Origin of the sequence: Streptomyces afghaniensis, from assembly GCF_044327915.1 — a bacterium.
Classification (GTDB): Bacteria; Actinomycetota; Actinomycetes; order Streptomycetales; family Streptomycetaceae; genus Streptomyces; species Streptomyces afghaniensis.
In genome coordinates this window covers 237716-264123 of sequence record NZ_JBIRGJ010000007.1, presented here as the reverse complement: position 1 = coordinate 264123, position 26408 = coordinate 237716, and the positions used below count along the sequence as shown (strand labels likewise).

Genomic DNA, 26408 nt, shown 5'->3' with positions numbered 1-26408 from the left:
CTGCCCTCGACGAGTCGACAGGAGCCCTGTGTCCCGGTCCCGCCGTGTCCATCTCGCCTTGCCGCCCTGGCTCGCGCACGCCCTGCGCGCTCAGCGGGGGCCGGTGCCCTGGAGCGCGGTGACGCGGGGGGCACTCTCGGCGGGGCCGCTGCTGCTGGTGGCCGTGCAGGCCGGGCGTACCTCGCTCGGGGTCGTCGCCGCCATCGCCGCCATGCTCGCCGGGATCAACGACCGGCCCGGAAGCCGGCGTGCCTCGGTCAAGCGGATCGGGGTGCCCGCGCTGGGCGGTGCCCTGGGGCTCGTGGCCGGGACGTACGCCGGGCAGCAGACCGGCGCGGTCGTGCTGACCGTGCTCCTCACGTTCATCGGGCTCGTCGCCGGGAGCATCAGCGCGATCGGGCCGGTCGCGTCCGCCGTCGGGACCCAGTTGCTCGTCGCCTCGGCCATCGGGGCCGGGATGCCCCTGCCGGAGGCGGGGTGGGAGCGTGCGCTCGCCTACGTCGCGGGCGCCGGATGGCTGCTCGTGCTCCGGCTCGTGCTGCCCACGCCCGGCTCCCTCGCCGGGGACTTCCGCTTCGACGGGGAGCGGGAGGCCGTCGCCGGCGTGTACGACGCCGTCGCCGAGCTGCTCGACGCGGTCGGCGGGCCCGAGGCCATGCGCCGCCGGGCCGCGCTCACCGCGGCCCTCGACCACGCGCAGGACGCCCTCGCCGGGCCCCGGCTGCGGAGGTACGCCTCCTCCTCCGCCGAGCGGCGGCTGCACGCGCAGTACGCCGCCGCCCTGCCCCTCGCCGAGGCCGCGACCGCGCTGGCGTGGGCCGGAGAGGCCGTCGCCGAGCGGGCCTCCGAAGGACCCCGGCGGCTCGCCGCCGCCGTACGCGGCAACAGCCACACCGGGCCGCTGCCCGCGCCCTCCCGCTCGGCGCCCGCCCTGCGCGCCCTCGACGACGCCCTCCTGCACGCCGCCGAGGTGTTCGACCAGGGCAGGGGCGGCGATCTGCACACCCGGCCCCGCACCCCCAGGGACCGGCTGCGCGCCGCCTTCGGCAGCGCCGGACGCGAGTACGGGCTGCGGGTCGCCCTCTGCTTCGGGGCCAGTTCGGCGGTCGCCCAGGCCCTGCACCAGGGTCAGTGGTACGGGCAGCACGAGCACTGGTACTGGCTGCCGGCCACCGCCGTCTTCCTCGTCAAGCCCGACCTGGGTCCGCTGGCCTCGCGGGTACTGAACCGGGCCGCCGGGACCGTGCTCGGCGCCGTCGTCTTCGCCGGATTCGCCGCCGTCCTGCCCCGGCCCGAAGGGCTCATCGCGCTCGTCGCCCTCAGCGGAGCGCTCATCCCCGTCGCCACCCGGCACTTCGCCGCCCAGACCGCCGTCGTCACCGTCCTCGTCCTCGCCCTGGTCATGGTCGGCGGCGAGCCGCAGGCCTCCATGGGGCGGATCGGCGAGACGCTGCTGGCCTGCGCGATCGTGCTGATCACCGGGCACCTGCCGATGCCGGGACAGCGGGGCGGGGGCGTGCGTGCCCGGCTCGCCGCGGCGAACGACGCCGCGTACGCCTACCTCACCCACGTCCTCGACGAGGCCGACGCCCCGCGCATCGGCACCTCCGGCACGCCCTCCGAGCGCCCCGGTGCCTCCTTCGAGCGCCCCATCACCCCCTCCGACCGCCCGATCACCCCCTCCGACCGCCCGATCACCCCCTCCGACCGCCCGATCACGCCCTCCGACCGCCCCATCACGCCCTCCGACTCCCGCGCCACGCCCTCCGACCACCGCGTCGCCCCCGCCGACCACCGCGCAACCCGCTGGACCCTGCGTCGCGAGGCCTACCGCACCCTCGCCGAGGCCCGGACGGCCATCTCCCTGGCCGCGCACGAACTGCCCGCCCTCGCCCGGCACACCGAGGGCGCGGACGAGGTGGCCGACCTCCTCGAACGCCTCGTCGACACCACCACCGCCTGCGCCGTCCACCTCGACGACACCGGACGGATCGGTCCCGAGCACACCGAGCGCCTCACCGCCCTCCTCGACGAACTCGCCGGACCGGGAGAGCGGGTGGGGCTGCGGCCGCCCAGGACGCGCCGCGCCGGATGACCCACAGCTGATCCCTCAGCCGACCCGTATCCACACCGGCGCGTGGTCCGACCCGGGCGCGCCCCGCCGCTCCGCCGGGTCCGGGCCGACCGACGGCAGACCGGGCGGGCCCTCGCCGGGCAGGCCCGTGCCCGCTGCCGTCACCCGGTGCACCAGCCGGTGGCTCACCAGCACATGGTCGATCAGCTCGCGCCGCCCGGAGTTGACGCGGGAGTAGCGCTGTCCGGGCGGGATGAGCGGGGCCACGTCCCACAGCCGGGTCGCGTCGCCCTCGTCGGCCTGCTCGTGGCCCGGCGTGCCGATCTCGGAGCCGGGCGGGCCGAGCAGGATCTGCGTGGTGGCGGCCTGTACCTCGTCGTTGAGGTCGCCCAGTACGGCCACGTCCCTGCCCTGCCCGTCGCCGTCCAGGAGTTCGTCCGCGAGGGCGCGCAGGGCCGTCGCCTCGGCGGCCCGCCGGTACAGGGCGTAGGCGCCGTAGCGGGCCCGTTCGCCCTCGTCGCGCGGCTGGAACCGGCCGTTCGGGTACGACAGCAGCTTCGACTTCAGGTGGCAGACGGCCACCCGCAGCGGCCCGTCCCCGACCTCCACGGCCTCCACGGCAAGGAAGCCCCGCCCCGTCCGCGTCACCGTCGTCCCCGAGTCGTCCACCTGCAGGGGACGCAGCTCCGCCGGGAGGGCCGTGGTGTCGGCCAGCACCTTCACGGCCGTACGGCTCAGGAACCCGACCCGTATGCCCCGGCTGTCCGGATGCCCGGACAGTGCGACATGCCAGTCGTCGTCGAGCATCCCGGCCAGGTCCTCCAGGGCCTCGGGGTCCCCGACCTCCTGCACGCCGAGCAGTGTCGGGTCGAGTTCCGTGATCACGGCGGCGAGGGCGGCGAGCTTGGTCCGGTAGGCGGCCTCGTCCTTCGGACCGAACGGGCCGCCGGGCCGGTAGAGGTTCTCCAGGTTCCAGGTGCCGAGGAGCATGCCGGGCTCCTTTCAGAAGCCGACAGGTCGTACGTTGGCGCGATGACGCCTTCCGCCGCGGACAGTCCCGCGGACCTCATCATCAGCGCATGTACCGTCCTCGTGCACGACGATCAAGAGCGCATCGGGTTCGAGGAGGACGCCGCGATCGTCGTACGGAACGGGGTCGTCGAGGCCGTGACGACCACCGCCGGGGCCGCGGACCTGCCCGCCGCCGAGCGCCTCGACGCCCGGGGCCAGGTCGCCCTGCCCGGTCTGATCAACTGTCACACGCACGCGCCGATGGTCGCGCTGCGCGGCCTCGCCGAGGACCTGCCGACACAGGAGTGGTTCAACGACGTCGTCTGGCCCGTGGAGTCGAACCTCACGGAGAAGGACGTCGAGTTGGGGGCGCGGCTCGCCTGCGCCGAGATGATCCGCGCCGGCGTCACCTGCTTCGCCGACCACTACTTCGCCATGGCCGCGGTGGCGGACGTGGTCGCGGACTGCGGCATGCGGGCGCTGCTGGGGGAGGCCTACTTCTCCTCGCAGGGACCCGAAGGCCGGGAGCGGTCACTGGAGTTCGCGCTACGGCACCGCGGCTTCGCCGACGGCCGCGTCACCACCGCCCTCGCCCCGCACTCCCCTTACACGGTCGGCGACACCGATCTCGCCGCCACCGCCCGGCTCGCCGGCGAACACGGCCTGCCCGTGCACCTCCACGCCGCCGAGAACCGCGACCAGACCGAGACCAGCCTCGCCCGCCACGGTGTCACCCCGATCGAGGTCCTGGAACGCACCGGCATCCTCGACACGGACGTGCTCCTCGCCCACGGCACCGGCATCGTCGACCGCGACCTGCCCGTCCTGGAGCGGGCGGCGGGTTCCGCGGCCGTCGCCACCGCGCCCCGCGGCTACCTCAAATTCGCCTGGCCCGGCACCACCCCGGTCCGTGCCCTGCGCGACATCGGCGTCGACGTCGGGCTCGCCACCGACGGCGCCGCCTCCAACAACTCCCTCGACGTATGGGAGTCCATGGCCCTCACCTCCCTGGTCCAGAAATCCTCCGAGGGCGACCCCCGCTGGCTCACCTCCCGCCAGGCCCTGCACCACGCCACTCTCCAGAGCGCCCGTGCCGTGGGACTGGGGGACAGCGTCGGCAGCATCGCGCCGGGGCGGCGGGCGGACATCGTCCTGGTCGACCTCACCGGACCGCACACCCAGCCGGTCCACGACCTCGCCGCCACGCTCGTGCACAGCGCCCGCTCCTCCGACGTGCGCACCACGATCGTCGACGGCCGGATCCTGATGCGCGACCGGACGCTCCTGACGATCGACGTTCCGGCGGTGGTACGCGAGCTGGAGGAGCGCCTGCCCGCCCTCGTCGACCGCAGCCACGGCCGGCGCATCCAGGACTACGACACCTGACGTTCTCGACGGACCTCCGAATTGTCACGACGAGTGTGGCGACTGATACGTAAAGTGAAAAGATAGACCAAGCGGCTGAGAGTTTGGTCACACTCAGCGGTGAATGAGTGTCAACTACGTCTCAGAACCGTCACTTCGCGAGCCGTTCACCCCATGGTTGGCGTTTAACTCTACGAGTACAGCGCGACATGGAGGTGCAGGGTGAACGGGCGAACAGTGCTCGAGAGCTTTCCCGCCGGTGGGCCGCGTGGCTCCTGGCCGGCGGAGGAGTTCGCGCAGGCGCGGCGTCTGGAGGGCCTGCCTGCCGAGGTCGTCATGGATCTCGCCACGGACATGTTCCTGGTGATCGTGCGCAGCGGGGACGGTGCCGACGCCGCGGCCTGACGCGTGCCCCGAGCCGGGCGTGGCTCAGCCGGCCTTCGGCGCCGGCACCTGCGCGACCGGCTGGACCGCGGAGGGCTGTGGGGCCGTCGTCGGCTGCGGAGCCGTCGTGGGTGACGTGGCGAACTGCTCCGCCTGGAGGGCGTACAGCTCGGCGTAGAGGCCGCCGGTCGCCAGCAGCTCGTCCGGAGTGCCGGACTCCACGAGCCGGCCCTGGTCCAGGACGTGCACCAGATCAGCGTGGCGGACGGACGCCAGCCGGTGCGTGATCAGTACGACCGTCTGGCCGCTGTCGGCCAGGGCGCGGATCCGCTCGAAGACCTCCAGCTCGGCCCGGGCGTCCAGGGCCGCCGTCGGCTCGTCCACGATCAGGATGCGGCCCCTGCGGTAGGCCGCCCGGGCGATGCCCAGCCGCTGCCACTGGCCGCCCGACAGTTCGTGCCCGCCGCTGAAGTTGCGGGCGAGCAGCGTGTCCAGCCCGCGCGGCAGGTCCGCGATCACCGTCTCGGCCCCGGCCTCGGCGATCGACGCGGCCAGCCGCTGCTCGCACACCGGCGCCGACGTGCGTCCCAGGGCGACGTTCACCCGGGCCGTGAACGGCCACCGCTTGAAGTCCTGCGCCACCATCGCGATCCGCTCGGCCAGCCGGTGCCGGTCGGCGGTCGCCGTGTCCACGCCGTCCCACAGGATCCGCCCCTTCTCCGGGGTGTACAGCCCGGCGAGCAGCTTGACCAGGGTCGTCTTGCCGGAGCCGTTCTCGCCGACCAGCGCCACGATCCGGCCTAGCGGGAGGGTGAGCGACACGTCGTCGAGGGCGGGACGGGCGGAGTCACCCGGGTAACGGAACGTGACGTTCTCGAAGCGGATCTCGCGCGGATCCTCCGGCAGCGGCGCGCCGCCCGCCGGGATCGCCCACTGGTCCGCCTCGGTGTAGAGCCGATGCAGATCGCCGACGAAGAGGGCCTCCTCGTGCAGCGCGTTGACCTCCACCACGAGCGTGTCGAGGCTCTGCGAGCCGGTCCGGATCGCGATCACGGCCGTACCGGCCACCGACAGGGCCATCGCGCCCGCCAGCAGCAGCCCGCCGAGCGTCGCGTACGTCGCCACCGTCGCCAGGCCCGTCCACGCCGCCGCGATCAGGCCGGTACGGGCGGCGAGCCGGGCCAGACGGGCCTGCTCGGCCTCCGCCGTCTCCGACATCGCGCGGAAGTGCCGCAGCAGGAACGCGCCCACCCCGTGCACCCGGATCTCGGGGGCCGCCTCGGGCTCGATCAGCAGATTGCCGAGCAGCCGGCCCGCACGGGCGTGCTGCACCCAGGCGTGGAAGGACTCGTAGCGCCGCCGGGCCACGGTCAGCGCGCTCCAGGCGCTCGGCAGCGTCATGGTCACCAGCAGCGGCAGGAGCGCCGGGTGCAGCACGGTCAGCACACCGGCCGCCGCGACCAGCGAGATCATCGCGTTGATCACGCGGGTCCCGTACATGATCATCCGGCGGGCGGAGGCAGCGCCGTACTGGGCGGTGTCCAGCAGCTTGTGGAAGGCGTGGTCCTCGATCGCGGCCAGCTCGACGGCGGCGGCCCGCTCCAGGTACTGCTCGGTCGCCACCCGCTCCACCTTGGGCTCGAGCCGTCCGGTGGCGTAGGTGCTGGCGGCCCGCAGCAGCGCCGCGAGCAGCATCACGACGGCCACGGTGACCAGCGCGGGGACGGCGCCGCGCAGCCGGCCCTCGATCGCACCGCCGCCCATCAGCCGTGCCAGCACGCTGTTGACCGCGAGCAGCGCCACCGCCTGTGCCACGCCCCGGCCCGCCTCGGCGGCCAGCACGACCCGCGCGGCGCCCCGGTCGGCCTGCCGGGCGAGCCGCAGGCTGGACGCCAGCAGGGACGGCAGCCGGGTGATCATGGCGCGGAAGTTCAGCTCCAGGAAGGCGTCGGCGTGCTGGTTCCAGCCCATGTCGTAGCGCAGCGGTCCGCCGAAGAGCAGCCGCTCCGACTCGGACACCTCCGGCGCGGTCCGCTTCTTCGCCACCGTCGACCGACCTCCCTGCTCATGCCCCGCTCGTGGACGAACGGTCACTATGGCCGGGGCGGAGCCCGCCCGGGCAGGGCGCAGCCCGGGGCGCCGGAGGCGCGCGGGCGCACGACCCGACGGGGTGAGGCGTGGGGCGGCGCGGAGTCGTAGGGGTGGTGCGTACGCCTCGACCGAGCCGCGTTCCACGAGGCCGACGAGCTGTACGAGTACCAGGAGTTCTGCGAGCTCTGCGAGTTCTAGGCGCTGACCGGCCGCGACCAGGCCGGTGCGGTCCCCGTCACCCGGCACAGGGCCAGGTACAGCGGAATCGGCGGGGTGTACGGCAGCGTGCCGTCCGGGCGGTGGATCAGTTCCGGCAGCTCGGGGACGTCCGGGACGACCGCGCCGGTGGCGTAGTGCGCCGGGAGCGGCCAGTCCAGGGCCTGGTCGGAGTCGGACGGCACCAGCCACCACCAGTGCGTCTCGTCGGCGTAAACGCAGCCCATGCGGGGCAACCGGGGCATGACCAGCGGCCCGAGACGGGCGGGTACCGCGACCGCGTCGCAGCCGAGCGGGGCGGTCATGCCGTCGGGCACGGGCAGCCGCAGAGCCGGGCCCGTCGTCCGCAGCTCGCGCCGGAGCCGGGCCAGGGTGTCGAGGTGCAGGACGCGGCCGCCGCGCCCGGGGCTCATGCCGGCCCCCGCTCTCGGCGTCGCTGCTGCGCGGGGACTTCCTGAGCGCCCTTCGTGCGGCGCGCCCGGTGTGCTCCGTCCCCGTCGCCCGGGTCGTCGGACGGGCCCGGCTTCGGACGCGCGCCCCAGCCCAGGTCGTTCCGGGGCTCCGCCGGATCGCGCGGGGTGTCGTCCTCGCGCGGCAGGTCGGCCCAGACCAGCAGCCCGGGGCCGTGCTCCTGGGCACCCCAGGCCTCGCAGAGGGCGTCGACGAGGAGCAGTCCCCTCCCGTGCTCCTCCTCGGGCAGGGTGCGGCCGGCCGCGTGGGGCTGGCCCGGGGCGCAGCCCTCGTCACGCACGGCTATCCGCACCAGGTCGTCCCCGTCGTGCAACTCGCACACTATGTGCGTGCTCGCCGTGTGCACGATGGCGTTGGTGACCAGCTCGGAAACCACCAGCGCCGCGCTGTCGCACGTGTCCTCGCACACCGACCAGCCGGTCAGCCGGGCCCGCGTCAGGCGTCTGGCCTGTGCGGGAGAACCCGGATGTGCGGCCAGCTCGAAACGGAACCGGCGCTCGGCAGCGGCCCCGACGGGGCCTGCTTCCGGGCTGGCACCCAGGCCGTAAGGGCCTGCGGCGGCGTCTGTTCCTAAGGGCGCGGACGGAATCACGCTTGCCACTATCGCCCCGCCGTGAACACTTGGCAAGTGTCACTCTGAAAATTGCAGAGTGCTGTGTGACGGTCTGGAAGGCCGTGGCACACTGCTCGCAACAGCACCCCGCACGGCGCCAGTTGAGACCGTCGAAGGCTTGTTCGGAACGTCTGTTCGGATAGTCAGCTCTTCGAAAAGGCCTTCGAATGGCGCCGCCGGGCTGTCAGCGTTCTTTTGTGGCCGGCTCGTCAGAACTCTTGGTGGAGGTGGGGCGTGAGCGAACCGCGGTCCGCGCCGACGGTGGGCCAGGTCGTCCTCGGCCGGCGCCTGCTGGACCTGCGGGAACGCGCCGGGATGAAGCGCGAGGAGGCCGCCCGCATCCTCCGTGTCGCCCCCGCCACGGTCCGCCGTATGGAGATGGCCGAGGTCGCGCTCAAAATCCCGTATCTGCAACTCCTCCTGAAGGCCTACGGAATCTCCGGCGAGGAGGCCGACGCCTTCGTCCTGCTGGCCGAGGAAGCGAACAAACCCGGCTGGTGGCAGCGTTTCCACGACATCCTGCCCGGCTGGTTCTCGATGTACGTGAGCCTGGAGGGCGCGGCCGGCCTCATCCGCAGTTACGAGCCCCATTTCGTCCCCGGGCTGCTGCAGACAGAGGACTACGCGCGCGCAGTGCTCCGCTCGGGCGCCATCGGCCAGACCCGGCCCGACGACATCGAGCGCCATGTCGCCCTGCGGATGCAGCGCCAGGAACTGCTCACCCGCAAGGACGCGCCCCGGCTGTGGGTCGTGATGGACGAGACCGTGCTGCGGCGCCCGGTCGGCGGCCCGGAGGTGATGCGTGCCCAGATCGACCGGCTGATCGAGGCCACGAAGCTGCCCAATGTGACGTTGCAGATCGCCCAATTCGCCAGTGGGCCGCACCCGGGCACGTACGGGCCGTTCGTGCTGTTCCGATTTGTCATGCCCGAACTGCCGGACATGGTCTACAGCGAGTACCTGACCGGCGCGGTCTATCTCGACGAGCGCGCCGAGGTGGCGACCCACCTCGAGGTCATGGACCGCATGGCGGCGCAGGCCGCTACGGCACAACGCACGAAGGAGATCCTCAGGGATCTCCGCAAGGAGCTGTGAATGGATCGCATCAAGCCGCGCAAACACGTCTACAACGGCATGCCCGCGCGCGACTTGGGCAGCGAAGGCTGGCACAAGCCGTGGAGCGGCGGGAACGGCGGGAACTGCCTTGAGGCGATGAAACTCGCCGACGGCCGGATCGCCGTCCGGCAGTCCACCGACCCGGACGGACCGGCGCTGATCTACACCACGGACGAGATGACGGCCTTCATCGAAGGGGCGAAGGCGGGGGAGGCGGACTTCCTGCTGTCCTGATGCGATCGCCTTTTCTGACGCTCGGCTTTCCGTCGCTCGACTTTCTGACTTTGGTGCTGAATTGACCACCCTTTGTGCCTTACGGAGTGCCTCATGACCGGGCAGGACCCCATACCGGCCGTCCAGATCGACACGACCAGACCCCACCCCGCGCGGATGTACGACTGGTACCTCGGCGGCAAGGACAACTACCCGGTCGACGAGGAGATGGGCCGGCAGATGCTCACTCTCGACCCGCGGGTGCCGGTCATGGCGCGGGTCAACCGCGCGTTCATGCACCGGGCCACCCGCTGGCTGGCCGGGAACGGCGTACGGCAGTTCCTGGACGTCGGCACCGGCATCCCGACCGAGCCCAACCTCCACCAGGTGGCCCAGGAGATCGCCCCCGACGCCCGGGTCGTCTACTGCGACAACGACCCCATCGTGCTGGCCCACGCGGCGGCCCTGCTGCGTGGCACGGACGAGGGGGCGACCGAGTACCTCCAGGCCGACGTGCGCGACCCGGACGCCATCCTGGAGGGCGCGAGGAAGGTCCTGGACTTCACCCGGCCCGTCGCGCTGTCGCTCATCGCGCTGCTGCACTTCGTCTCCGACGAGGACGGCGCGCACGACCTGGTCCGCCGGCTGCTCGCCGAACTGCCCTCCGGCAGCTACCTGGTCATCACCCACGCCACGGCCGACTTCACCCCGGAGGAGTCGAAGGCGGCCACCGAGAAGCTCCGTGCCGCGGGTGTCACCCTGGCCCTGCGCTCCCGCGAGGAGTTCACCCGCTTCTTCGACGGCCTCGACCTCGTCGAGCCCGGCGTCGAGGTGCCCCACCGCTGGCACCCCGAACTGGGCGAGCCCGTACCGGGGCAGGACGACGGGGTGATCCCGGGGTACGGGGCGGTCGCGCGCAAGCCGTAGCGCCACACGCTTCTCGGGCCGGTCACGGCGGCGGCAGTGCACGGCACAGCGCCTCCAGGGCCGGCCCGTACGCATGCTCGGAGGGCGTCGCGTACCCCACGACGAGGCCGTCGCCCGCCGCCATGTCCGTGTCCGGGTGCCGGAACGCCGCGAGGCCGTCCAGGGCGATGCCCTGCCAGGCGGCGGCCTTGACCGTGGACGCCTCGGTGCCGGGCGGCAGCCGCAGCACCGCGTGCAGCCCGGCCGCGATACCGGTGGCCTCGATGTGCGGCGCGTGCTCGGCGAGCGCCGTGAGGAGCCGGTCCCGGCGGCCGCGGTACCGCTGCCGCATCCGCCGTACGTGACGGTCGTACGCCCCGGAGACGACGAAGTCCGCGAGGCTCAGCTGGTCGAGGACGCTCGCCCACGCCTCCCGGTCCCCCTTGACGGCCAGGACGGCGTCGACGTACCGCTCCGGTAGCACCATCCAGCCCAGCCGCACCGCAGGCGACAGGCTCTTGCTGACCGAGCCGATGTGGATCACGTGCTCGGGGTCGAGGCCCTGGACCGCGCCGACCGGCTTGCGGTCGTAGCGGAACTCCCCGTCGTAGTCGTCCTCCAGGACCAGCCCGCCACGCGCGCGTGCCCAGTCGATCACGGCGGCCCGGCGCGCGGGGTGCAGCGGGCCGCCGGTCGGGAACTGGTGCGCCGGCGTGAGCAGCACGGCACGCTCGCGCCCCAACCGGTCGACCCGGGCGCCGTGTTCGTCGAGGAGGAGCGGCACGGTCCGCACCCCGGCCGCCGCGAGGACCTCCCGGTGGAATCCGAGCCCGTACGCCTCCACCGCCAAGGGGCCGCGCAGGACGCCCCCTCCGAACAGCAGCCGCAGCGCGTGCGCGAAGCCGGAGCAGATCACGATCCTGCCCGGCTCGGTGCGCACACCACGCGCGCGTGCCAGGTACTCGGTGAGCGCTTCCCGCAGTTCGGTCCGGCCGGCGGGGTCACCCGGGCCGAACACCTCGTTGGGCGCCTGCTGGAGGGCCCTGCGGTAGGAGGCCAGCCACGCCGTGCGCGGGAACGACGAGGCGTCCGGCGTGCCCTGCGTCAGGTCGTGCCGGGGTCCACGCGCGCGTGCAGGTGCCTTTCGGGGCACGCGCGCGGCGGACCGCAGCGGCTCCGCACGCTCCGCGACCCGGGTGCCCGAGCCCTGCCGGGCGGTGAGCCAGCCCTCCGCGACGAGTTCCGCGTAGGCGTCGGCCACCGTGTTGCGGGCGACACCGAGATCGGCCGCGAGCGAGCGGTACGGCGGCAGCCGCGTGCCCGGAGCGAGCCGCCCGCTGCGTACGGCCTCCCGCAGGGCCCGGATCAGCGCCGCGCGCCGGCCGCCCGGCCCGGTCAGCTCCAGATGCAGGTCGGACCCGATCCGTTCCGCGGAATTGACCCATGAAGTCGCCATGAAAATGCACCCTACAGCGGGTCTTTCCGGCTCGTAGGTTGAGGGACATGACGACGCACACGAGCACGAACAGCACGCAGGTGAAGGCGCCCCGGCTGGAGTTCGCCAAGTCCGCCCCGAAGGCCTTCCGGGCACTGATCGCCTTCGACGCCGCCGCCCGCGAGGGCCTCGACCCGGCCCTCGTCGAACTGATCCAGATCCGCGCCTCGCACCTCAACCACTGCGCGTACTGCCTGCACATGCACACCAACGACGCCCGCAAGGCCGGCGAGAGCGAGGACCGGCTGCACATGGTCGCCGTGTGGCGCGAGGCCCGGCACTTCTTCACCGAGCGGGAGCAGGCGGCCCTCGCCCTCACGGAGGCGATGACGCTCGTCGCCGACGCGGGTGTCCCGGACGAGGTCTACGCAGCGGCCGCCGCGTTGTTCGACGAGCGCGAACTGGCCCAGGTCCTCGCCTTGATCTGCACGATCAACACCTGGAACAGGGTGGCGCTGTCGACGGGGAAGGTGGCGGGGACCGACGAGCGGTGATCCCCTCCTGCCCGGCCTGCTCTCCTAGACAGCCATGGGCCGGTCGTACGGTCCGATCGGTGACGGCAGCCTCGAACTGCCCGTCAGATACCGGTCGACCGCCGCCGCCACGGCCCGCCCCTCGGCGATCGCCCAGACGATGAGCGACTGGCCCCGTGCGGCGTCCCCCGCGGCGAACACGCCGGGCACGTTCGTGGCGAAACCGGCGTCCCGCGCGATCGTGCCGCGGGGCTGCAGTTCCAGCCCCAGCTGGTCGACGAGCCCGTCCTTCCGGTCGGGCCCGGAGAAGCCGAGTGCGAGCAGCACGAGGTCGGCGGGGAGCGTCCGCCCGGTGCCCTCCACCGGGCGGCGCCGCGCGTCCACCTCGACCAGGTGCAGCGACCGCACACGGCCCTCCGCGTCACCCTCGAAGCGCAGCGTGGACGCCGCGAACAGCCGCGCGTCCGCGTCGGCCACCGGAGCCGTCCGCAGGTCACGGGCCTCCTCGTGCGCGGCGGACAGCCGGTAGATCCGCACCGGATACGTCGGCCAGGGCTCGGTGTCCTCGTCGCGCTCGGGGTCCGGCAGCGCGTAGATGTCCAGCTGTGTCACGGACGCGGCGCCCTCCCGGACGGCCGTGCCCAGGCAGTCGGCCCCGGTGTCGCCGCCGCCGACGATGACGACGTGCTTCCCGGCGGCCGACAGCGGGGACGTCTCCAGATCGCCCTCGCGCACCCGGTTGGCCAGCGGGAGATACTCCATCGCCTGGTGAATGCCGGTCAGCTCCCGCCCGGGCACGTCGAGTTCGCGCCAGGTGGTCGCCCCCGTGGCGAGCACCACGGCGTCGTAGCGGGTCCGCAGCTCATCCGCCCGGATGTCCCGCCCGACCGACGTCGACGTACGGAACTTGGTCCCCTCGGCCCGCAGCTGCTCCAGCCGCCGCTCCAGATGGTGCTTCTCCATCTTGAACGCGGGGATGCCATACCGCATCAGCCCGCCGAGCCGGTCGTCCCTCTCGTACACGGCGACCGTGTGCCCCGCCCGGGTCAGCTGCTGGGCCGCCGCCAGCCCGGTGGGCCCCGAACCGATCACCGCGACCGTCTTGCCGGACAGCCGCTCCGGCGGCCGCGCCGGGGCGAAGCCCTCCTCCCACGCCCGGTCGGCGATCGCGCACTCGACGTTCTTGATGGTGACGGCCGGCTGGTTGATCGCCAGCACACAGCCCGCCTCGCACGGCGCCGGGCACAACCGGCCGGTGAACTCCGGGAAGTTGTTCGTGGCGTGCAGCCGGTCGGCGGCCGCCCGCCAGTCCTCCCTCGACACCAGGTCGTTCCACTCGGGGATCAGGTTGCCCAGCGGGCAGGCCTCGTGGCAGAAGGGGATGCCGCAGTCCATGCAGCGGTCGGCCTGCTTGCCGATGATCGGCAGCAGCGCCCCGGGGACATAGACCTCGTCCCAGTCCCGGACCCTCTCCTCGACGGGCCTGCGCGGCCAGTCCTGGCGGGGGGTGGTCATGAAACCCTTGGGGTCGGCCATGGCCGTCTTCCTTGCGTGCGCGGGTGACAGGCCGTGCGTCGTCGGGCGGCACTCCTTCCGGCAACGATACGTCCGCGGCGGCACACCCGCAGGGGACGGGACAGGGCCTGCCGGCGCGCTCAGGTCAGGGCCTGCCGGCGCTCAGGTGAGTGCGAGCACGTACGCCACCGCCGCCCCGGCCGAGGCGGCCGTGCGGACGTGGTTCCACATCGTCCACTCGCGCACGTACGCCGGCCAGTACGCGGCCGCCTCCGTGGTGCCCGGCTCCATCTTCAGCAGCGCGTCGTTGCGCGGCACGTTCGCGACCATGGTGAGCCCGAACGAGCCGAACAGGTACAGCGCGCTGCCCACCAGCAGCTCCACGGTCCCCTCCTCCGGCCACAGCACGAACGTCACCACGGCGATCACCGCGCACAGCACGGCCGACCCGAGGAAAACGACCATGAAGGGCGGTGTCACCGCGGCCACGTTGATCGCGTTCATCGCGGCGACCCCCTGTGCGGGCGGCAGCGTGGCGAGGCCCCGCATGACGAAGGTCGAGAAGCCGCAGAACACCCCGGCCACCAGGCCGGTCCCGAGCACACCCAGCACCGTCAGCACGAAGTACGGTCCGTCGATCATGTCAGCCTCTCCCGCCCGTCGAGCCGGGATCCTGCCCCGGCACCCTTCCTCACCACAAGTGAAATCCCGTACGAGCACGGTGACCATGGCCGAGCGGCGCGCGGCCATACGCGTGCGTCTGGCCCACCGGTGGGCCGGACCAGCATTCGGCGGCCGCACGGACCAGCATTCGGCGGCCACACGGATCGGGTCCGGCGGCCACACGGATCGGGTTCGGCGGCCACACGGATCACGGTGCGCGTGAGCATCACCGAATGACCGACCGGCCCGGGTCACCCGGCGGAGCCGAACCCCGCTTCGGTCCACCCCCTGAGCACGGTCTCCACCGCCGCCGCGATCCGCCGCCGCGCCTCGTGCCGCGGCACCCCGCTCATCAGCAGCCGGTCGTACGGCGTGTCCAGATGCCGTACGGACGCCACGACCGCCGAGGTCACCGCCCCCTCCGTCAGCGCCCGCCCGGCCGCGCTGCGGCCCACCCGCCCACTGCCCCGCTCCGAGGCGTGCGCCGCGATGGCCCGCGCACGGTCGGCCGGACAGCCGGGAAACAGCCGCCGTATCTCCGCCGCGAACGCCTCGGCGAACAGGGCGTCCTGAGCCGCCCGTCGCCGCGCGTCCCGCACCCGTCGCCGCCGTCGTGCCTCGGCGTCCGCCAGACACCGCTGCTCGGCCCTCGCGAGCGCCGCATCCTCGACCAGAACGCCCTGCCGCTCGTAGCGGCTCCTGCGCCGGTTGAACCGCACGACCACCGCCGACAGCGCGCTCTCCTCCCGCGATCTGCGTGTCAGCGCGGTGTCGCCGCGCGGCAGGAACACCAAGTGCCCGAGGTCGGCACAGTCGAGGCAGCGCGGGGCAGCGTCCTCCAGGACGAGCAGGGGCAGCGGCCCTCGCCGGCACTCGGCGCAGTGCCGTCGCTTGAGGGGCTGGAAGACGAGGAGTCCGGCGGGGGTGCGGGGTGGGAGCGTCGCGCGCGGGGCCGTACGGCGGTCCGGGACCATAGGGGCTTCCTTCCCGCTGACGCGGCGCACACTGCATCCGCCGGAAGAGACCCCGGGGATCGAGGCGCCTCTCGTTCCGCCGCATCCGCCCCGGTGTCCGCGGCGCTCGTGGGCCCGGCACGTCCTGCCGCGGTCTGACGCATCATGGGCCGTGTGCGACTCGAAGCGATCACCTGGGACCGGCTCGGCGACACGCTCGCCGAGCGCCTGCTCGATCTGAAGCCCGCCGACGGCAGCCCCTGGCCGCGGATCGCCTTCGACGGCGCCCCCGCCGCCCGCCCGGGAGACCTCGCCCGGCGGGTCTCCGAGGCGCTGCGCATACGCGGCCGCTCCTCGCTCGTCGTGGGCACGGAGGGCTTTCTGCGCCCCGCCTCCGTGCGACTGGAGTACGGCCACCGGGACGTGGAGTCCTACTACAGCGGCTGGTACGACACCAACGCCCTGTGGCGCGAGGTGTTCGGCCCCCTCGAAGCCGGGGGTGACGGCCGCGTCCTGCCGGATCTGTGGGACCCGGACGCCGACCGGGCCACCCGCAGCCCCTACGTCCGACTCCCGCCAGGCGGCGTGCTGTTGCTGCACGGGCCCTTCCTCCTTCGGCACTGGTTCCCCTTCGATCTGAGCGTCCACTTCCTGCTCTCCCCGGGCGCCCTGCGCCGCCGCACGCCCGAGGACGGGCACTGGACCCTGCCGGCCTTCGAGCGGTACGAGCACGAGACCGACCCGGTCAGCACGGCCGACGTCCTGGTACGGGCCGATGATCCGCGCCATCCGGCGTGGGGCGGCTGAGCCGCTGTCCCGCCGGCCCAGGGCGCTGTTCCGTGTGCGGGTGCCGGGTGACGCGGCGAGAATGAAGGACGCCGGGACTCGCGGTGCCTCCCGCGCCGCGCCGGCCGTCCGGCACCGGGAGGTACTCCATGACCACCGCCGGAGACATCATGCACCGCGGCGCCCAGTGGATCCCCGCCCACGAAACCCTCGACCGCGCCGCCCAGCTCATGCGCGAACTGAACGTCGGCGCCCTGCCCATCAGCGACGAGAACGAACGGCTCTGCGGCATCCTCACCGACCGCGACATCGTCGTCGGCTGCGTCGCCATGGGCCACGACCCCGCCGAGGTCACCGCGGGCGAGATGGCCAAGGGCACGCCTCGCTGGATCGACGCGGACGCCGACGTCGGCGAGGTGCTCCACGAGATGCAGGAGCACCAGATCCGCCGGCTTCCCGTCATCCAGGACAAGCGCCTGGTCGGCATGATCAGCGAAGCCGACCTGGCCCGGCACCTGGCGGGCGACCAGATCGCCTCCTGGGCCGAGAGCGTCTACGCCAGGACCACCCCGCGCTGACCGCGCCTCACCCCACCACGACCCCGCAGGTCACGACCCCGGTCAGAGCCAGCCGCTGCGCCGGAACCCCCGGTAGAGCACCAGGCACGCGACGGATATGACGCCGATGACCATGCCGTAGCCGTACCGCCAGTGCAGCTCCGGCATGTGGTCGAAGTTCATGCCGTACACCCCGCAGACCATCGTCGGCACGGCGATGATCGCGGCCCACGCCGTGATCTTCCGCATGTCCTCGTTCTGCGCGACCGTGACCTGCGCGAGGTGCGCCTGGAGGATGGAGTTGAGCAGCTCGTCGAAGGAGGCGATCTGCTCCTTCGCCCGCAGCAGGTGGTCCGAGACGTCCCGGAAGTACGCCTGTATCTCCGGATCGACCACCCGGATCGGCCGGGTGGCGAGATCCTCCAGCGGCCGGCTGAGCGGCACCACCGCCCGCTTCAGCTCCAGGAGTTCACGCTTGAGCTGGTAGATGCGCCCCGGGTCGGCCCGCGCGCCGGTCTCCGCGAACACGTCCGTCTCGACCTGGTCGATGTCCTCCTGCACGGAGTCCGTGACGGTCAGGTAGTCGTCCACCACGTGGTCCGCGATCGCGTGCAGCACCGCGGACGGGCCCTTGGCCAGCTGGCCGGGGTCGGACTCCAGCTCCTCGCGCAGCGGGCCCAGCGAGCCGTGCATGCCGTGCCGCACCGTGATCACGAAGTCCTTACCGACGAAGACCATGATCTCGCCGGTGTTCACCACCTCGCTGGTGGCCGTGAGTTCCTCGTGCTCGACGTAACAGACCGTTTTGAACACCGCGAAGAGCGTCTCGCCGTAGCGCTCCACCTTGGGGCGCTGGTGGGCCTCGACGGCGTCCTCCACGGCCAGGGGGTGCAGGTCGAAGAGCTCGGCGATGCCCGCGAACTCCCGGTCGGTCGGCTCGTGCAGGCCGAGCCAGACGAAGCCCTCGCCCTTCTTGCGGACCCACTCCATGGCGTCCACCAGGTCGCCGCGAGCGGTGGTGCGGACACCGTCCCGGTACGTCACGCAGTTCACCACCGAGGAGCCCAGCGGGGAGCGGGCCGGGTGACTCAGGTCGACGCGCGGGCGCCGCCGGGCCAGCCGAGCCACCTTGCGGAGGCCGCCGACCCCGCCGAGGCCCGTGACCTTCCGCAGATTCCCTGCCATGGACATCTGCATCTCCTTGCGTGGAGCTCCTCGCGCCGTTCCCGCGCCTTGGCGCGTCAGTCTGCCAGGCCGACGTGAGCTGCGGGTAAGCCTGTGGAAGCGGCTCGTTCCGCTTTGTTCCCGGCTGTGGATGAACGACTCCGGGTGCCCTCGCCCCGAGACTTCGACGCGCGTCGGACGCCGTGCGGTTCTCCGCACCGGAGCGTCGCCCATCACGGACAAGTCGGATAACTGGGATGATCGCGGCATGACGCGAACCGACGGGTACCTCCTGGACCACCGGCAGACCGAGGCGGCAGAGCACTTCAGCGCCTTCGCCGCTCTCTTCGACCCCACGACGTTCCGGCACCTCGAAGCGCTCGGCGTCGGATCCGGCTGGCGGTGCTGGGAGGTCGTAGCCGGCGGCACCTCCGTGGTGTCCTGGCTGGCGAAGAGGGTCGGCCGGACCGGACGCGTCGTCGCGACCGCCACCGACATCTCACGGCTCGCCCCCGTCGCCCGGCCGCCCGTCGACGTGCGTGTGCACGACTTCGGCGCCGAGGAGCCGCCGGGGGAGGGCTTCGACCTGGTACACGCCCGTCTCGCCCTCGTCCACGTGGCCGACCGGGCACGGGCGTTGCGGTCCATGGTCCAGGCGCTGCGCCCCGGCGGACGCATCCTCGTCGAGGACGCCGACCCCGCCCTTCAGCCGCTGCTCTGCCCCGACGAGTACGGCCCCGAGCAGCAGCTCGCCAACCGGCTGCGGCACGGCTTCCGCAGGCTGCTCGCCGACCGCGGGACCGAACTGCCCTGCGGCCGCGTCCTGCCCCGGCTGCTCCGGGAGGCCGGCGTGACCCGTGTGCACGCCGACGCCTACTTCCCCGTCGCCTCGCCGGCCTGCGCCGCCCTGGAGTCGGTGACGATCCGCCAGATCCGCGACCAGCTCGTCACCGCGGGCCTCGCCACGGACCAGGACATCGACCGGCATCTCGCGAACGTCACGTCCGGCGCCCTCGACCTGACGACGGCTCCGATGATCTCGGCGTGGGGGCGCAAGCAGTAGCCAGGGGCGTGCGGGGAACCGGGGATCAGCCGGGCAGCGGCGGTCTGCCGCCCACCCGTTCCACCGCCGCCGCACCCGCCCGGCAGCCCTCTTCCGCCGCCTCCTGCGGCCCGGCACCCGCGAGCAGGGCGGCGAGGAACGCGCCGGTGAAGGCGTCACCGGCGCCCGTGGTGTCCCGTGGCGTCGCCGCTGTGGCGGGCACGCGGGCGCACACCTTTCCCGAGCGGGCCACGAGCGCCCCCTCGTGCCCCTGCTTGGCGACCACCAGCGGAACACGCAGGCTCAGCTCGGCCGCCGCGTCGGCCGCGTCGGTCAGCCCCGTCAGCAGACACGCCTCGTCCCGGCTGGGCAGCAGCACGTCCACGCCCTCGACGAGCGCCAGGAACCGCCCGGAGCCCAGCTCCCGGAGGAAACCGGCCGACGCGGGATCCAGGCTCACCGGCACGCCACGCGCGCGTGCGGCCTGCAGAGCCACCGTCACCAGGGCGCGGCTCGGTTCGGAGAACAGGAGGTAGCCCGACAGGTGCAGCCGGGCCACACCGTCGAGCAGCGCGTCCGACCAGTCGGCGGGTTCGAACCGCAACGACGCGCCGCTGTCGGTGAGCAGTGTCCGCTCCGCCGAAGCGCCCCCGTCCACCAGACAGATCACCGTGCCGGTCGGTGCCAGCGGGTCGACGACGAGCTGCGGACGCACACCGTGGACCACCAGCTCACGCTCGTGCCAGGCGGCGGCCTCCGCCCCCACGCGCCCGAGCAGCCGGACCTCGGCCGCGCCCCGGTGCGCGGCCCAGCACGCCACGTTGGCGCCCGCCCCGCCCGGCACCGTCCGGATCGAGGCAACCGTGTCCGTACCGGCAGCGAGCGGCCTCACATGCCGCGCGACGACGTCCGTGATGACGTCCCCGACGACCAGCAGCGCCCCGCCCGCTGTCGAGATTCCCGCCGAGTCGGCTCCGCCGGCCGCACCGCGGCCGGCCCCGGCCCCGGTCATCCCCGTGCCCAGGCCGCCGCGATCCGCGCCGCCAGGCGTACGTTGCCGCGGACCGCCGCCAGGTTGGCGCTCAGGGAGGCGCCGTCGGTGTGCCGTACGAGGTGGTCGAGCAGGAACGGTGTGACCGCCTGGCCGGTGACGCCCTCCTCCTCGCACGCGTGCAGCGCGTCCGCGAGCACGCGCGCGTGCAGCTCCGGATCGAGCTGTTCCTCCACGGGGACGGGGTTGGCGACGATCAGCGCCGATTCCGGCCCGGCGAGCGCGTCCTGGGCGCGCATGACGTCCGCCACCTGCTCCGGCGTCCCGAGCGTCCAGTCCACCGGATGGCCCGAGTCGGACAGGTAGAAGCCGGGGAACCGGTCGGTGCCGTATCCGGCCACCGCGACACCCAGCGTCTCCAGCCGCTGCAAGGTCGCAGGCACGTCCAGGATCGACTTCACCCCGGCACACACCACGGTGATCCGCGTCCGCGCCAGCAAGCCCAGGTCGGCCGACTCGTCCTGCGTCACCGTCCACTCCCGGTGCACGCCGCCGAGCCCGCCCGTCGCGAACACGCGCACGCCCGCCAGCGCCGCCAGCATCGCCGTCGCCGACACCGTGGTCGCCCCGCTCGCCCCGGAGGCCGTCGCGAGCGGCAGGTCGCGGTGGCCCAGCTTGCGGATGCCGTCCTCGTTCGCGACCCGCTCCAGCTGCTCCTTGTCCAGCCCGACATGGGGCCGCCCGTCCAGCACGGCGATCGTCGCGGGCACCGCGCCCTCCTGCCGCACCGCCGTCTCCAGCTCCAGCGCCACCTGGAGGTTGCGCGGCCGCGGCAGCCCGTGGGCGATGATCGTGGACTCCAGGGCCACCACGGGCCGACGCGCCTCGATCGCCTCCCGTACTTCCTCTGACACCACCAGCACCACGCGCCTGCCTCCTGTCGGTCGGTCTTCCCTCATCTCTGGCGGGCGGCGCGCCGCGCCAAACCCTTGCGGGCTGTCGGCGAGGTCACGAGCCTGGAGTGCATGACGGACAACACACCGCGACTCGACCACGTCGTCCTCTGGGTGCGCGACCCGGTCGCTGCCGCAGACTTCTACGAGAAAGCCGTCGGCCTGGAGACGGTCAGGCTCACCGAGTTCGCCGCCGGTGAGGTGCCGTTCCCCTCCGTACGCGTCAACGACGAGACGATTCTCGACCTCATGCCGCTGACCTTCGCGGAACGCATGACGATGCTGCCCGGCGCCGCCGACAGCGCGGGGCACCCCGTCAACCACGTCTGCCTGTCACTGCCCCGGGGCGACTTCGACGCCCTCCTCAGCCGCCTGGAGGAACGCTCCGTACCGGTGTCGGACCTCTCGTACGACTCCTTCGGGGCCCGGGGCAAGGCCACGCGCAGCTTCTACTTCCGCGACCCGGACGGCAACGTCTTCGAGGCGCGGCACTACGACTGACCGGGCGCGGCCTCAGAACAGCGGCTCGGGCAGCACCCCTTCGAGGGCCAGCAGCTTCCGCTTGGTCTCCAGGCCGCCCCCGAAGCCCCCGATGCCACCGCCGCTCTCGACGACCCGGTGACAGGGCACCACCACAGGCAGCGGATTGGCGCCCATCGCCGTGCCCACGGCCTGGGCCGCGCCCGGCTGGCCGACCCGCCCGGCCAGATCGCCGTACCCGACGACCGTGCCGTACGGCACACCGGATGCCAGCTCGCGCAGGACCTCCCGGTTGAAGCCGGAGATCAGCGACCAGTCCAGCGGCAGGTCGAAGTCGCGGCGCTCACCCGCGAAGTACGCCTCGACCTGACGTATCGCCTCGGCCAGCAGCGGGGAGCCGGGCGCCTCGGCGGGCTCGGTGCCGAGCCGGGACGCCAGCCGCTCGACCGCCCGGTCCCGCACCGCGTCCGTGGCATGGAACACGACGTTCACCAGGCCCTCCCGGGTGGCCGCCAGCAACAGCGGGCCGATGCCGCTGTCGACGACGGCCCATACGACCCGCTGCCCGACCTGCCCATGGCTGTCCATGCGCCCACCGTACGACCCACCACTGACAACGCCGCCCCGGCCGGTACACCGCCCGTCGGCAGCCGGCCTGGCTCACCCGCCCACGGCCTCCCGGACCACGTCCGGCTTGTTCGTGATGATCCCGTCGACCCCGTACCCGGCCACCCGCTGGGCCGTCGCCGGGTCGTCGACCGTCCAGGTGAGGACCTCCAGCGGCCTGCCGTGCGGTCCGGTGAACGCCTGGACGGAGGAGGCGTACGCCGGGGACAGCGAGCCGTACGACGGGTTGATCTGGTCGGCGAAGCCGGCGAGGACCGGCAGGTCCGACACGGGCGGCGTGCCCAGGAGGCCGGTCTTCACGGCGGGCTTCAGCTCGTGCACGGTTCGCACGCTGTCCGCGCTGAAGCTCTGCACGATCAGCCGGCCGGCCAGATGCGACCGCTCCAGCCAGCCCTCGTTGCCGAGGACCTTGAGCGTCTGCCGCTCGATGCCCGGGTACAGCTCCGGGTTCTTGATCTCCAGAAGAAGCTTCTGGTGATGACGCTCGACGCGGTTCACGAACTGCTCCAGCGTCGGCACGCGCGCGCCCGCGTACGCGGGACCGAACCAGCTGCCCGCGTCGAGGCGGGCGATCTCGGCGGCGGTGAAGTCCTTCACCTTCCAGGGAGCCCGGTCGGGATAGACCTCCTCGACGTCGGTGGTGCGCCGCAGGTTGTCGTCGTGGAGGACGACGAGCTCACCGTCCCTGGTCCGCTGCACGTCGTTCTCCACCCAGCGGATGCCCAGCGCGGCCGCCCTGTCCACGGCGGCCAGCGTGTTCTCGGGGGCGTACGCCGAGGCCCCCCGGTGCGCGATGACCAGCGGCGAACCGCCTGCGGCCCGCGCGGGGGAGACGGGGAACAGGAGTGCGGCGGTCCCCAGGAGCGCGGTGGTCGAGGCGGCAACAGCGCGCGCGTGCATACGTACTCCTCGCGTCGAGCGATCACACCGTCACAGACAGCTCAACTGTGACAGCAGAGGGTCAACGAGAGAGGGGTGCAGGATGGCCACAGGTTGAACGAAGGGGACCCAACTCCGCACACGGGTACCGCACAACTGGGGCAAGGGCGTGTTTCTTTGCCGGAAAGTCGTTCGACCATTCCGGTGGGGGTCATACTCTCTGCGTCAACCCTGACCGCTGCCGCGGTCCTGGGAGGGGGCGCACATCGGGAATTCCGGGACGCAAAGGGCGGGAAGGGCAGCCGCGCATGCAGGGCACGGTCGACGGATTCAGCTACGGCCTGGTCACACCCCTGGTGGCCTACCTCATGGCCTGTCTCGGAGGTGCCCTGGGCCTGCGCTGCACCACCAGATCCATGCTCGTCGCCCAGTCCTGGCGCCCCGGCTGGCTCGCTCTCGGCTCGGCCGCCATCGGCTCCGGCATATGGACCATGCACTTCATCGCGATGATGGGGTTCACGGTCCGGGGAGCCACGATCCACTACGACAAGCCGATGACCTTCGCGAGTCTGGCCGTCGCGATCGTGATGGTGGGCATCGGGATCTTCATCGTCGGCTACAAGGGAGCCCGCGGGACGGCCCTCTTCACCGGCGGCACCATCACCGGCCTGGGCATCGCGTCGATGCACTACCTCGGCATGGCCAGCATGCACCTGGACGGAAAGCTGGAGTACGACACGCTCACCGTCGGCATCTCCGTCGCGATCGCCATGGCCGCCGCCACCGCCGCCCTGTGGGCGGCCGGCCAGGTCAGGGGCCTGCTGTGGAGCGTGGGTGCCAGCCTCGTCATGGGACTCGCCGTCAGCGGCATGCACTACACCGGTATGGCCGCCCTCAGCGTCCACCTGCACGGCATGGCCGAACCCGCCGCGGGAGAGTCGCCCGCGGCCCTGCTCGCGCCGATGCTGGTCGGCCCGCTCGCCTTCCTCCTCCTCGCGGGCGTCGTGGTGATGTTCGACCCGCTGATGGTCATGGGGAAGCCCGCGGTCGTGCCCGTCGAGCAGAGGCCGGGCGTCCCCGCCCACATCCACAGCGACCACAATCCGCAGCGCCTGCGGTTGCGCCCCCGCCGCACCGTGGAGCACCGCGGCTCCCGAACCCCGCAGAACCGCTGATCGGAACGCATTGTCAGTGCGGGGTCGTACGGTGGATCCCATGCGGCCCGTTTCCCAGATCGAACGCACGGTGGCGCCCTTCGAGGTCGTCAGCCCCTACCAGCCGAGCGGCGACCAGCCGACGGCCATCGCCGAGCTCGCCCAGCGCATCCAGGCGGGCGAGAAGGACGTCGTCCTGCTGGGCGCGACCGGCACCGGCAAGTCCGCCACCACCGCGTGGATGATCGAGAAGCTCCAGCGCCCCACGCTCGTGATGGCGCCGAACAAGACGCTCGCGGCCCAGCTGGCGAACGAGTTCCGGGAGCTCCTCCCGAACAACGCGGTCGAGTACTTCGTCTCGTACTACGACTACTACCAGCCCGAGGCCTACGTCCCGCAGTCGGACACCTACATCGAGAAGGACTCCTCGATCAACGAGGAGGTCGAGCGCCTGCGCCACTCCGCGACCAACTCGCTGCTCACCCGCCGCGACGTCGTCGTGGTCGCCTCGGTCTCCTGCATCTACGGCCTCGGTACACCGCAGGAGTACGTGGACCGCATGGTCCCCCTCCGCGTCGGCGAGGAGCACGACCGCGACGAGCTGCTGCGCCGCTTCGTGGACATCCAGTACACGCGCAACGACATGGCCTTCAGCCGCGGCACCTTCCGCGTCCGCGGCGACACGATCGAGATCTTCCCGGTCTACGAGGAGCTGGCCGTCCGCATCGAGATGTTCGGCGACGAGATCGAGGCGCTGTCCACGCTGCACCCGGTCACCGGCGAGATCATCAGCGACGACCAGCAGCTGTACGTCTTCCCGGCCTCCCACTACGTCGCAGGGCCCGAGCGTCTGGAGCGGGCCGTCAACGACATCGAGAAGGAGCTGGGCGAGCGCCTCGCCGAGCTGGAGAAGCAGGGCAAGCTCCTGGAGGCCCAGCGCCTCAGGATGCGCACGACGTACGACATCGAGATGCTCCGCCAGATCGGCTCCTGCTCCGGCGTGGAGAACTACTCGATGCACTTCGACGGCCGTCTGCCCGGCTCCCCGCCCAACACCCTGCTGGACTACTTCCCGGACGACTTCCTCCTCGTCATCGACGAGTCGCACGTCACGGTCCCGCAGATCGGCGCCATGTACGAGGGCGACGCCTCCCGCAAGCGCACCCTCGTCGACCACGGCTTCCGGCTGCCCTCCGCCCTGGACAACCGCCCGCTGAAGTGGGAGGAGTTCCAGGAGCGCATCGGCCAGACGGTCTACCTGTCGGCCACCCCGGGCACCTACGAGCTCTCCCGCTCGGACGGTTTCGTCGAGCAGATCATCCGCCCCACCGGCCTCGTCGACCCGGAAGTCGTCGTCAAGCCCACCGAGGGGCAGATCGACGACCTGGTGCACGAGATCCGGCAGCGCACCGAGAAGGACGAGCGCGTCCTGGTCACCACGCTCACCAAGAAGATGGCCGAGGACCTCACGGACTACTTCCTGGAGCTGGGCATCCAGGTGCGCTATCTGCACAGCGACGTCGACACCCTGCGCCGCGTCGAACTCCTGCGTGAGCTGCGCGCCGGCGAGTACGACGTGCTGGTCGGCATCAACCTCCTGCGGGAGGGCCTCGACCTGCCCGAGGTGTCTCTGGTGGCGATCCTGGACGCCGACAAGGAGGGCTTCCTGCGTTCGGGCACCTCCCTGATCCAGACCATCGGCCGCGCCGCGCGCAACGTCTCCGGCCAGGTCCACATGTACGCCGACAAGATCACCCCGGCGATGGAGAAGGCCATCGAGGAGACCAACCGGCGCCGGGAGAAGCAGATCGCGTACAACAAGGAGCGGGGCATCGACCCCCAGCCCCTCCGCAAGAAGATCAACGACATCGTCGCCCAGATCGCCCGCGAGGACATCGACACCGAGCAGCTGCTCGGCTCGGGCTACCGCAAGGCGAAGAAGGACGGCGGGGGCACCAAGTCGCCCGTCCCCTCCCTGGGCAGGGGCGCCGAGGGCGCCAAGCCGGCCAAGGGCAAGGGCAAGGCCAAGGAGACGGTGCCGACCGACCGCCCCGCGGCCGAGCTCAGCGAACAGATCGAGGAGCTCACCGCACGCATGCGGGCCGCCGCCGCGGACCTCCAGTTCGAGATCGCGGCCCGGCTGCGCGACGAGGTCTCCGAGATGAAGAAGGAACTGCGCCAGATGAAGGAGGCGGGCCTGGCCTGACAGCGGACCG

Annotated in this window: 26 protein-coding genes; 13 read left to right on the top strand and 13 right to left on the bottom strand. The window is 72.4% G+C overall.

All coding sequences use genetic code 11. The features are described from left to right. The first annotated feature begins 28 nt into the window (after positions 1-28). Positions 29-2095, top strand: coding sequence for an FUSC family protein (locus tag ACH4G3_RS27005; protein WP_397626937.1), 2067 nt, complete (start codon positions 29-31; stop codon positions 2093-2095). A gap of 15 nt (positions 2096-2110) precedes the next feature. Here ACH4G3_RS27005 and ACH4G3_RS27000 read toward each other — a convergent pair whose 3' ends face one another. Next, the gene (locus ACH4G3_RS27000) at positions 2111-3064 is read right to left on the bottom strand and encodes an endonuclease/exonuclease/phosphatase family protein (RefSeq protein WP_397626936.1); all 954 of its coding nucleotides are present in this window, start codon (positions 3062-3064) and stop codon (positions 2111-2113) included. Positions 3065-3106: 42 nt separating this feature from the next. Between ACH4G3_RS27000 and ACH4G3_RS26995 the strand changes: the two genes are divergently transcribed. Beyond that, complete coding sequence (locus ACH4G3_RS26995; protein WP_397626935.1) at positions 3107-4471, top strand: amidohydrolase; 1365 nt, start codon at positions 3107-3109, stop codon at positions 4469-4471. Positions 4472-4672: 201 nt separating this feature from the next. Continuing rightward, on the top strand, positions 4673-4855 hold the full coding sequence (locus tag ACH4G3_RS26990) for a hypothetical protein (RefSeq protein ID WP_037674458.1): 183 nt from the start codon (positions 4673-4675) through the stop codon (positions 4853-4855). Positions 4856-4879: 24 nt separating this feature from the next. On the opposite strand, the gene ACH4G3_RS26985 is transcribed toward ACH4G3_RS26990, so the two are convergent. The 3 genes from ACH4G3_RS26985 to ACH4G3_RS26975 all read right to left on the bottom strand — a co-directional run bounded on the left by ACH4G3_RS26985 (position 4880) and on the right by ACH4G3_RS26975 (position 8213). Beyond that, positions 4880-6880, bottom strand: coding sequence for an ABC transporter ATP-binding protein (locus ACH4G3_RS26985; RefSeq protein ID WP_397626934.1), 2001 nt, complete (start codon positions 6878-6880; stop codon positions 4880-4882). A gap of 239 nt (positions 6881-7119) precedes the next feature. Beyond that, positions 7120-7554, bottom strand: coding sequence for a hypothetical protein (locus ACH4G3_RS26980; RefSeq protein ID WP_397626933.1), 435 nt, complete (start codon positions 7552-7554; stop codon positions 7120-7122). Beyond that, positions 7551-8213: an ATP-binding protein gene (locus ACH4G3_RS26975; RefSeq protein ID WP_397626932.1), complete on the bottom strand. Its 663-nt coding sequence runs from the start codon at positions 8211-8213 to the stop codon at positions 7551-7553. Before ACH4G3_RS26975 ends, ACH4G3_RS26980 begins: the two co-directional genes overlap by 4 nt. A gap of 246 nt (positions 8214-8459) precedes the next feature. On the opposite strand from ACH4G3_RS26975, the gene ACH4G3_RS26970 reads away from it, so the two are divergent. The 3 genes from ACH4G3_RS26970 (at position 8460) to ACH4G3_RS26960 (ending at position 10481) form a co-directional block, all read left to right on the top strand. After that, positions 8460-9320: a helix-turn-helix domain-containing protein gene (locus tag ACH4G3_RS26970; RefSeq protein WP_397626931.1), complete on the top strand. Its 861-nt coding sequence runs from the start codon at positions 8460-8462 to the stop codon at positions 9318-9320. Then, complete coding sequence (locus ACH4G3_RS26965; RefSeq protein WP_020277664.1) at positions 9321-9575, top strand: DUF397 domain-containing protein; 255 nt, start codon at positions 9321-9323, stop codon at positions 9573-9575. It begins immediately after the preceding gene. A gap of 93 nt (positions 9576-9668) precedes the next feature. Then, positions 9669-10481 carry an SAM-dependent methyltransferase gene (locus tag ACH4G3_RS26960; protein ID WP_397626930.1) on the top strand — a complete coding sequence of 271 codons (813 nt, stop codon included), beginning with the start codon at positions 9669-9671 and terminating at the stop codon, positions 10479-10481. A 22-nt stretch (positions 10482-10503) separates the two neighbouring features. On the opposite strand, the gene pdxR is transcribed toward ACH4G3_RS26960, so the two are convergent. Beyond that, positions 10504-11916: a MocR-like pyridoxine biosynthesis transcription factor PdxR gene (gene pdxR, locus ACH4G3_RS26955; protein ID WP_397626929.1), complete on the bottom strand. Its 1413-nt coding sequence runs from the start codon at positions 11914-11916 to the stop codon at positions 10504-10506. Between the two features lie 47 nt (positions 11917-11963). Between pdxR and ACH4G3_RS26950 the strand changes: the two genes are divergently transcribed. Next, complete coding sequence (locus ACH4G3_RS26950; RefSeq protein WP_397626928.1) at positions 11964-12449, top strand: carboxymuconolactone decarboxylase family protein; 486 nt, start codon at positions 11964-11966, stop codon at positions 12447-12449. A gap of 24 nt (positions 12450-12473) precedes the next feature. Here the strand turns inward: ACH4G3_RS26950 and ACH4G3_RS26945 are convergent, their stop codons facing one another. The 3 genes from ACH4G3_RS26945 to ACH4G3_RS26935 all read right to left on the bottom strand — a co-directional run bounded on the left by ACH4G3_RS26945 (position 12474) and on the right by ACH4G3_RS26935 (position 15580). Then, entirely contained in the window at positions 12474-13964 is a 1491-nt protein-coding gene (locus tag ACH4G3_RS26945) for a glutamate synthase subunit beta (protein ID WP_397626927.1), read from the bottom strand. Positions 13965-14105: 141 nt separating this feature from the next. Further along, the gene (locus tag ACH4G3_RS26940) at positions 14106-14585 is read right to left on the bottom strand and encodes an anthrone oxygenase family protein (RefSeq protein ID WP_397626926.1); all 480 of its coding nucleotides are present in this window, start codon (positions 14583-14585) and stop codon (positions 14106-14108) included. 272 nt (positions 14586-14857) lie between these two features. Next, on the bottom strand, positions 14858-15580 hold the full coding sequence (locus ACH4G3_RS26935; RefSeq protein WP_397626925.1) for a DUF2293 domain-containing protein: 723 nt from the start codon (positions 15578-15580) through the stop codon (positions 14858-14860). Between the two features lie 144 nt (positions 15581-15724). Here ACH4G3_RS26935 and ACH4G3_RS26930 point away from each other — a divergent pair, with 144 nt between their 5' ends. Next, positions 15725-16366: a nucleoside/nucleotide kinase family protein gene (locus ACH4G3_RS26930; protein ID WP_397626924.1), complete on the top strand. Its 642-nt coding sequence runs from the start codon at positions 15725-15727 to the stop codon at positions 16364-16366. A 128-nt stretch (positions 16367-16494) separates the two neighbouring features. Next, positions 16495-16923, top strand: a complete 429-nt coding sequence (locus tag ACH4G3_RS26925) for a CBS domain-containing protein (RefSeq protein ID WP_020277626.1) — start codon at positions 16495-16497, stop codon at positions 16921-16923. A 42-nt stretch (positions 16924-16965) separates the two neighbouring features. On the opposite strand, the gene ACH4G3_RS26920 is transcribed toward ACH4G3_RS26925, so the two are convergent. After that, a complete protein-coding gene (locus ACH4G3_RS26920; protein ID WP_354739090.1) occupies positions 16966-18093 on the bottom strand; it encodes a magnesium and cobalt transport protein CorA in 1128 nt (375 codons plus the stop codon). Positions 18094-18334: 241 nt separating this feature from the next. Here ACH4G3_RS26920 and ACH4G3_RS26915 point away from each other — a divergent pair, with 241 nt between their 5' ends. Then, complete coding sequence (locus ACH4G3_RS26915) at positions 18335-19129, top strand: class I SAM-dependent methyltransferase (RefSeq protein ID WP_397626923.1); 795 nt, start codon at positions 18335-18337, stop codon at positions 19127-19129. A 25-nt stretch (positions 19130-19154) separates the two neighbouring features. On the opposite strand, the gene ACH4G3_RS26910 is transcribed toward ACH4G3_RS26915, so the two are convergent. Beyond that, positions 19155-20120: a carbohydrate kinase family protein gene (locus tag ACH4G3_RS26910; protein WP_397626922.1), complete on the bottom strand. Its 966-nt coding sequence runs from the start codon at positions 20118-20120 to the stop codon at positions 19155-19157. Further along, a complete protein-coding gene (locus ACH4G3_RS26905) occupies positions 20117-21025 on the bottom strand; it encodes a pseudouridine-5'-phosphate glycosidase (protein WP_397626921.1) in 909 nt (302 codons plus the stop codon). The genes ACH4G3_RS26910 and ACH4G3_RS26905 overlap by 4 nt, the downstream gene beginning before the upstream one ends. A gap of 99 nt (positions 21026-21124) precedes the next feature. Between ACH4G3_RS26905 and ACH4G3_RS26900 the strand changes: the two genes are divergently transcribed. Continuing rightward, the gene (locus tag ACH4G3_RS26900; RefSeq protein ID WP_397626920.1) at positions 21125-21553 is read left to right on the top strand and encodes a VOC family protein; all 429 of its coding nucleotides are present in this window, start codon (positions 21125-21127) and stop codon (positions 21551-21553) included. 12 nt (positions 21554-21565) lie between these two features. On the opposite strand, the gene ACH4G3_RS26895 is transcribed toward ACH4G3_RS26900, so the two are convergent. Both ACH4G3_RS26895 and ACH4G3_RS26890 read right to left on the bottom strand, forming a co-directional pair. Beyond that, positions 21566-22120 (bottom strand): methylated-DNA--[protein]-cysteine S-methyltransferase, encoded by a 555-nt coding sequence (locus ACH4G3_RS26895; protein ID WP_397626919.1) that lies wholly within the window; start codon positions 22118-22120, stop codon positions 21566-21568. 72 nt (positions 22121-22192) lie between these two features. Further along, a complete protein-coding gene (locus tag ACH4G3_RS26890) occupies positions 22193-23059 on the bottom strand; it encodes a glycerophosphodiester phosphodiesterase (RefSeq protein ID WP_397626918.1) in 867 nt (288 codons plus the stop codon). 287 nt (positions 23060-23346) lie between these two features. Between ACH4G3_RS26890 and ACH4G3_RS26885 the strand changes: the two genes are divergently transcribed. Then, complete coding sequence (locus tag ACH4G3_RS26885; RefSeq protein WP_397626917.1) at positions 23347-24213, top strand: MHYT domain-containing protein; 867 nt, start codon at positions 23347-23349, stop codon at positions 24211-24213. Between the two features lie 40 nt (positions 24214-24253). Further along, positions 24254-26398 (top strand): excinuclease ABC subunit UvrB, encoded by a 2145-nt coding sequence (gene uvrB / locus ACH4G3_RS26880; RefSeq protein ID WP_397626916.1) that lies wholly within the window; start codon positions 24254-24256, stop codon positions 26396-26398. Positions 26399-26408: the final 10 nt, after the last annotated feature.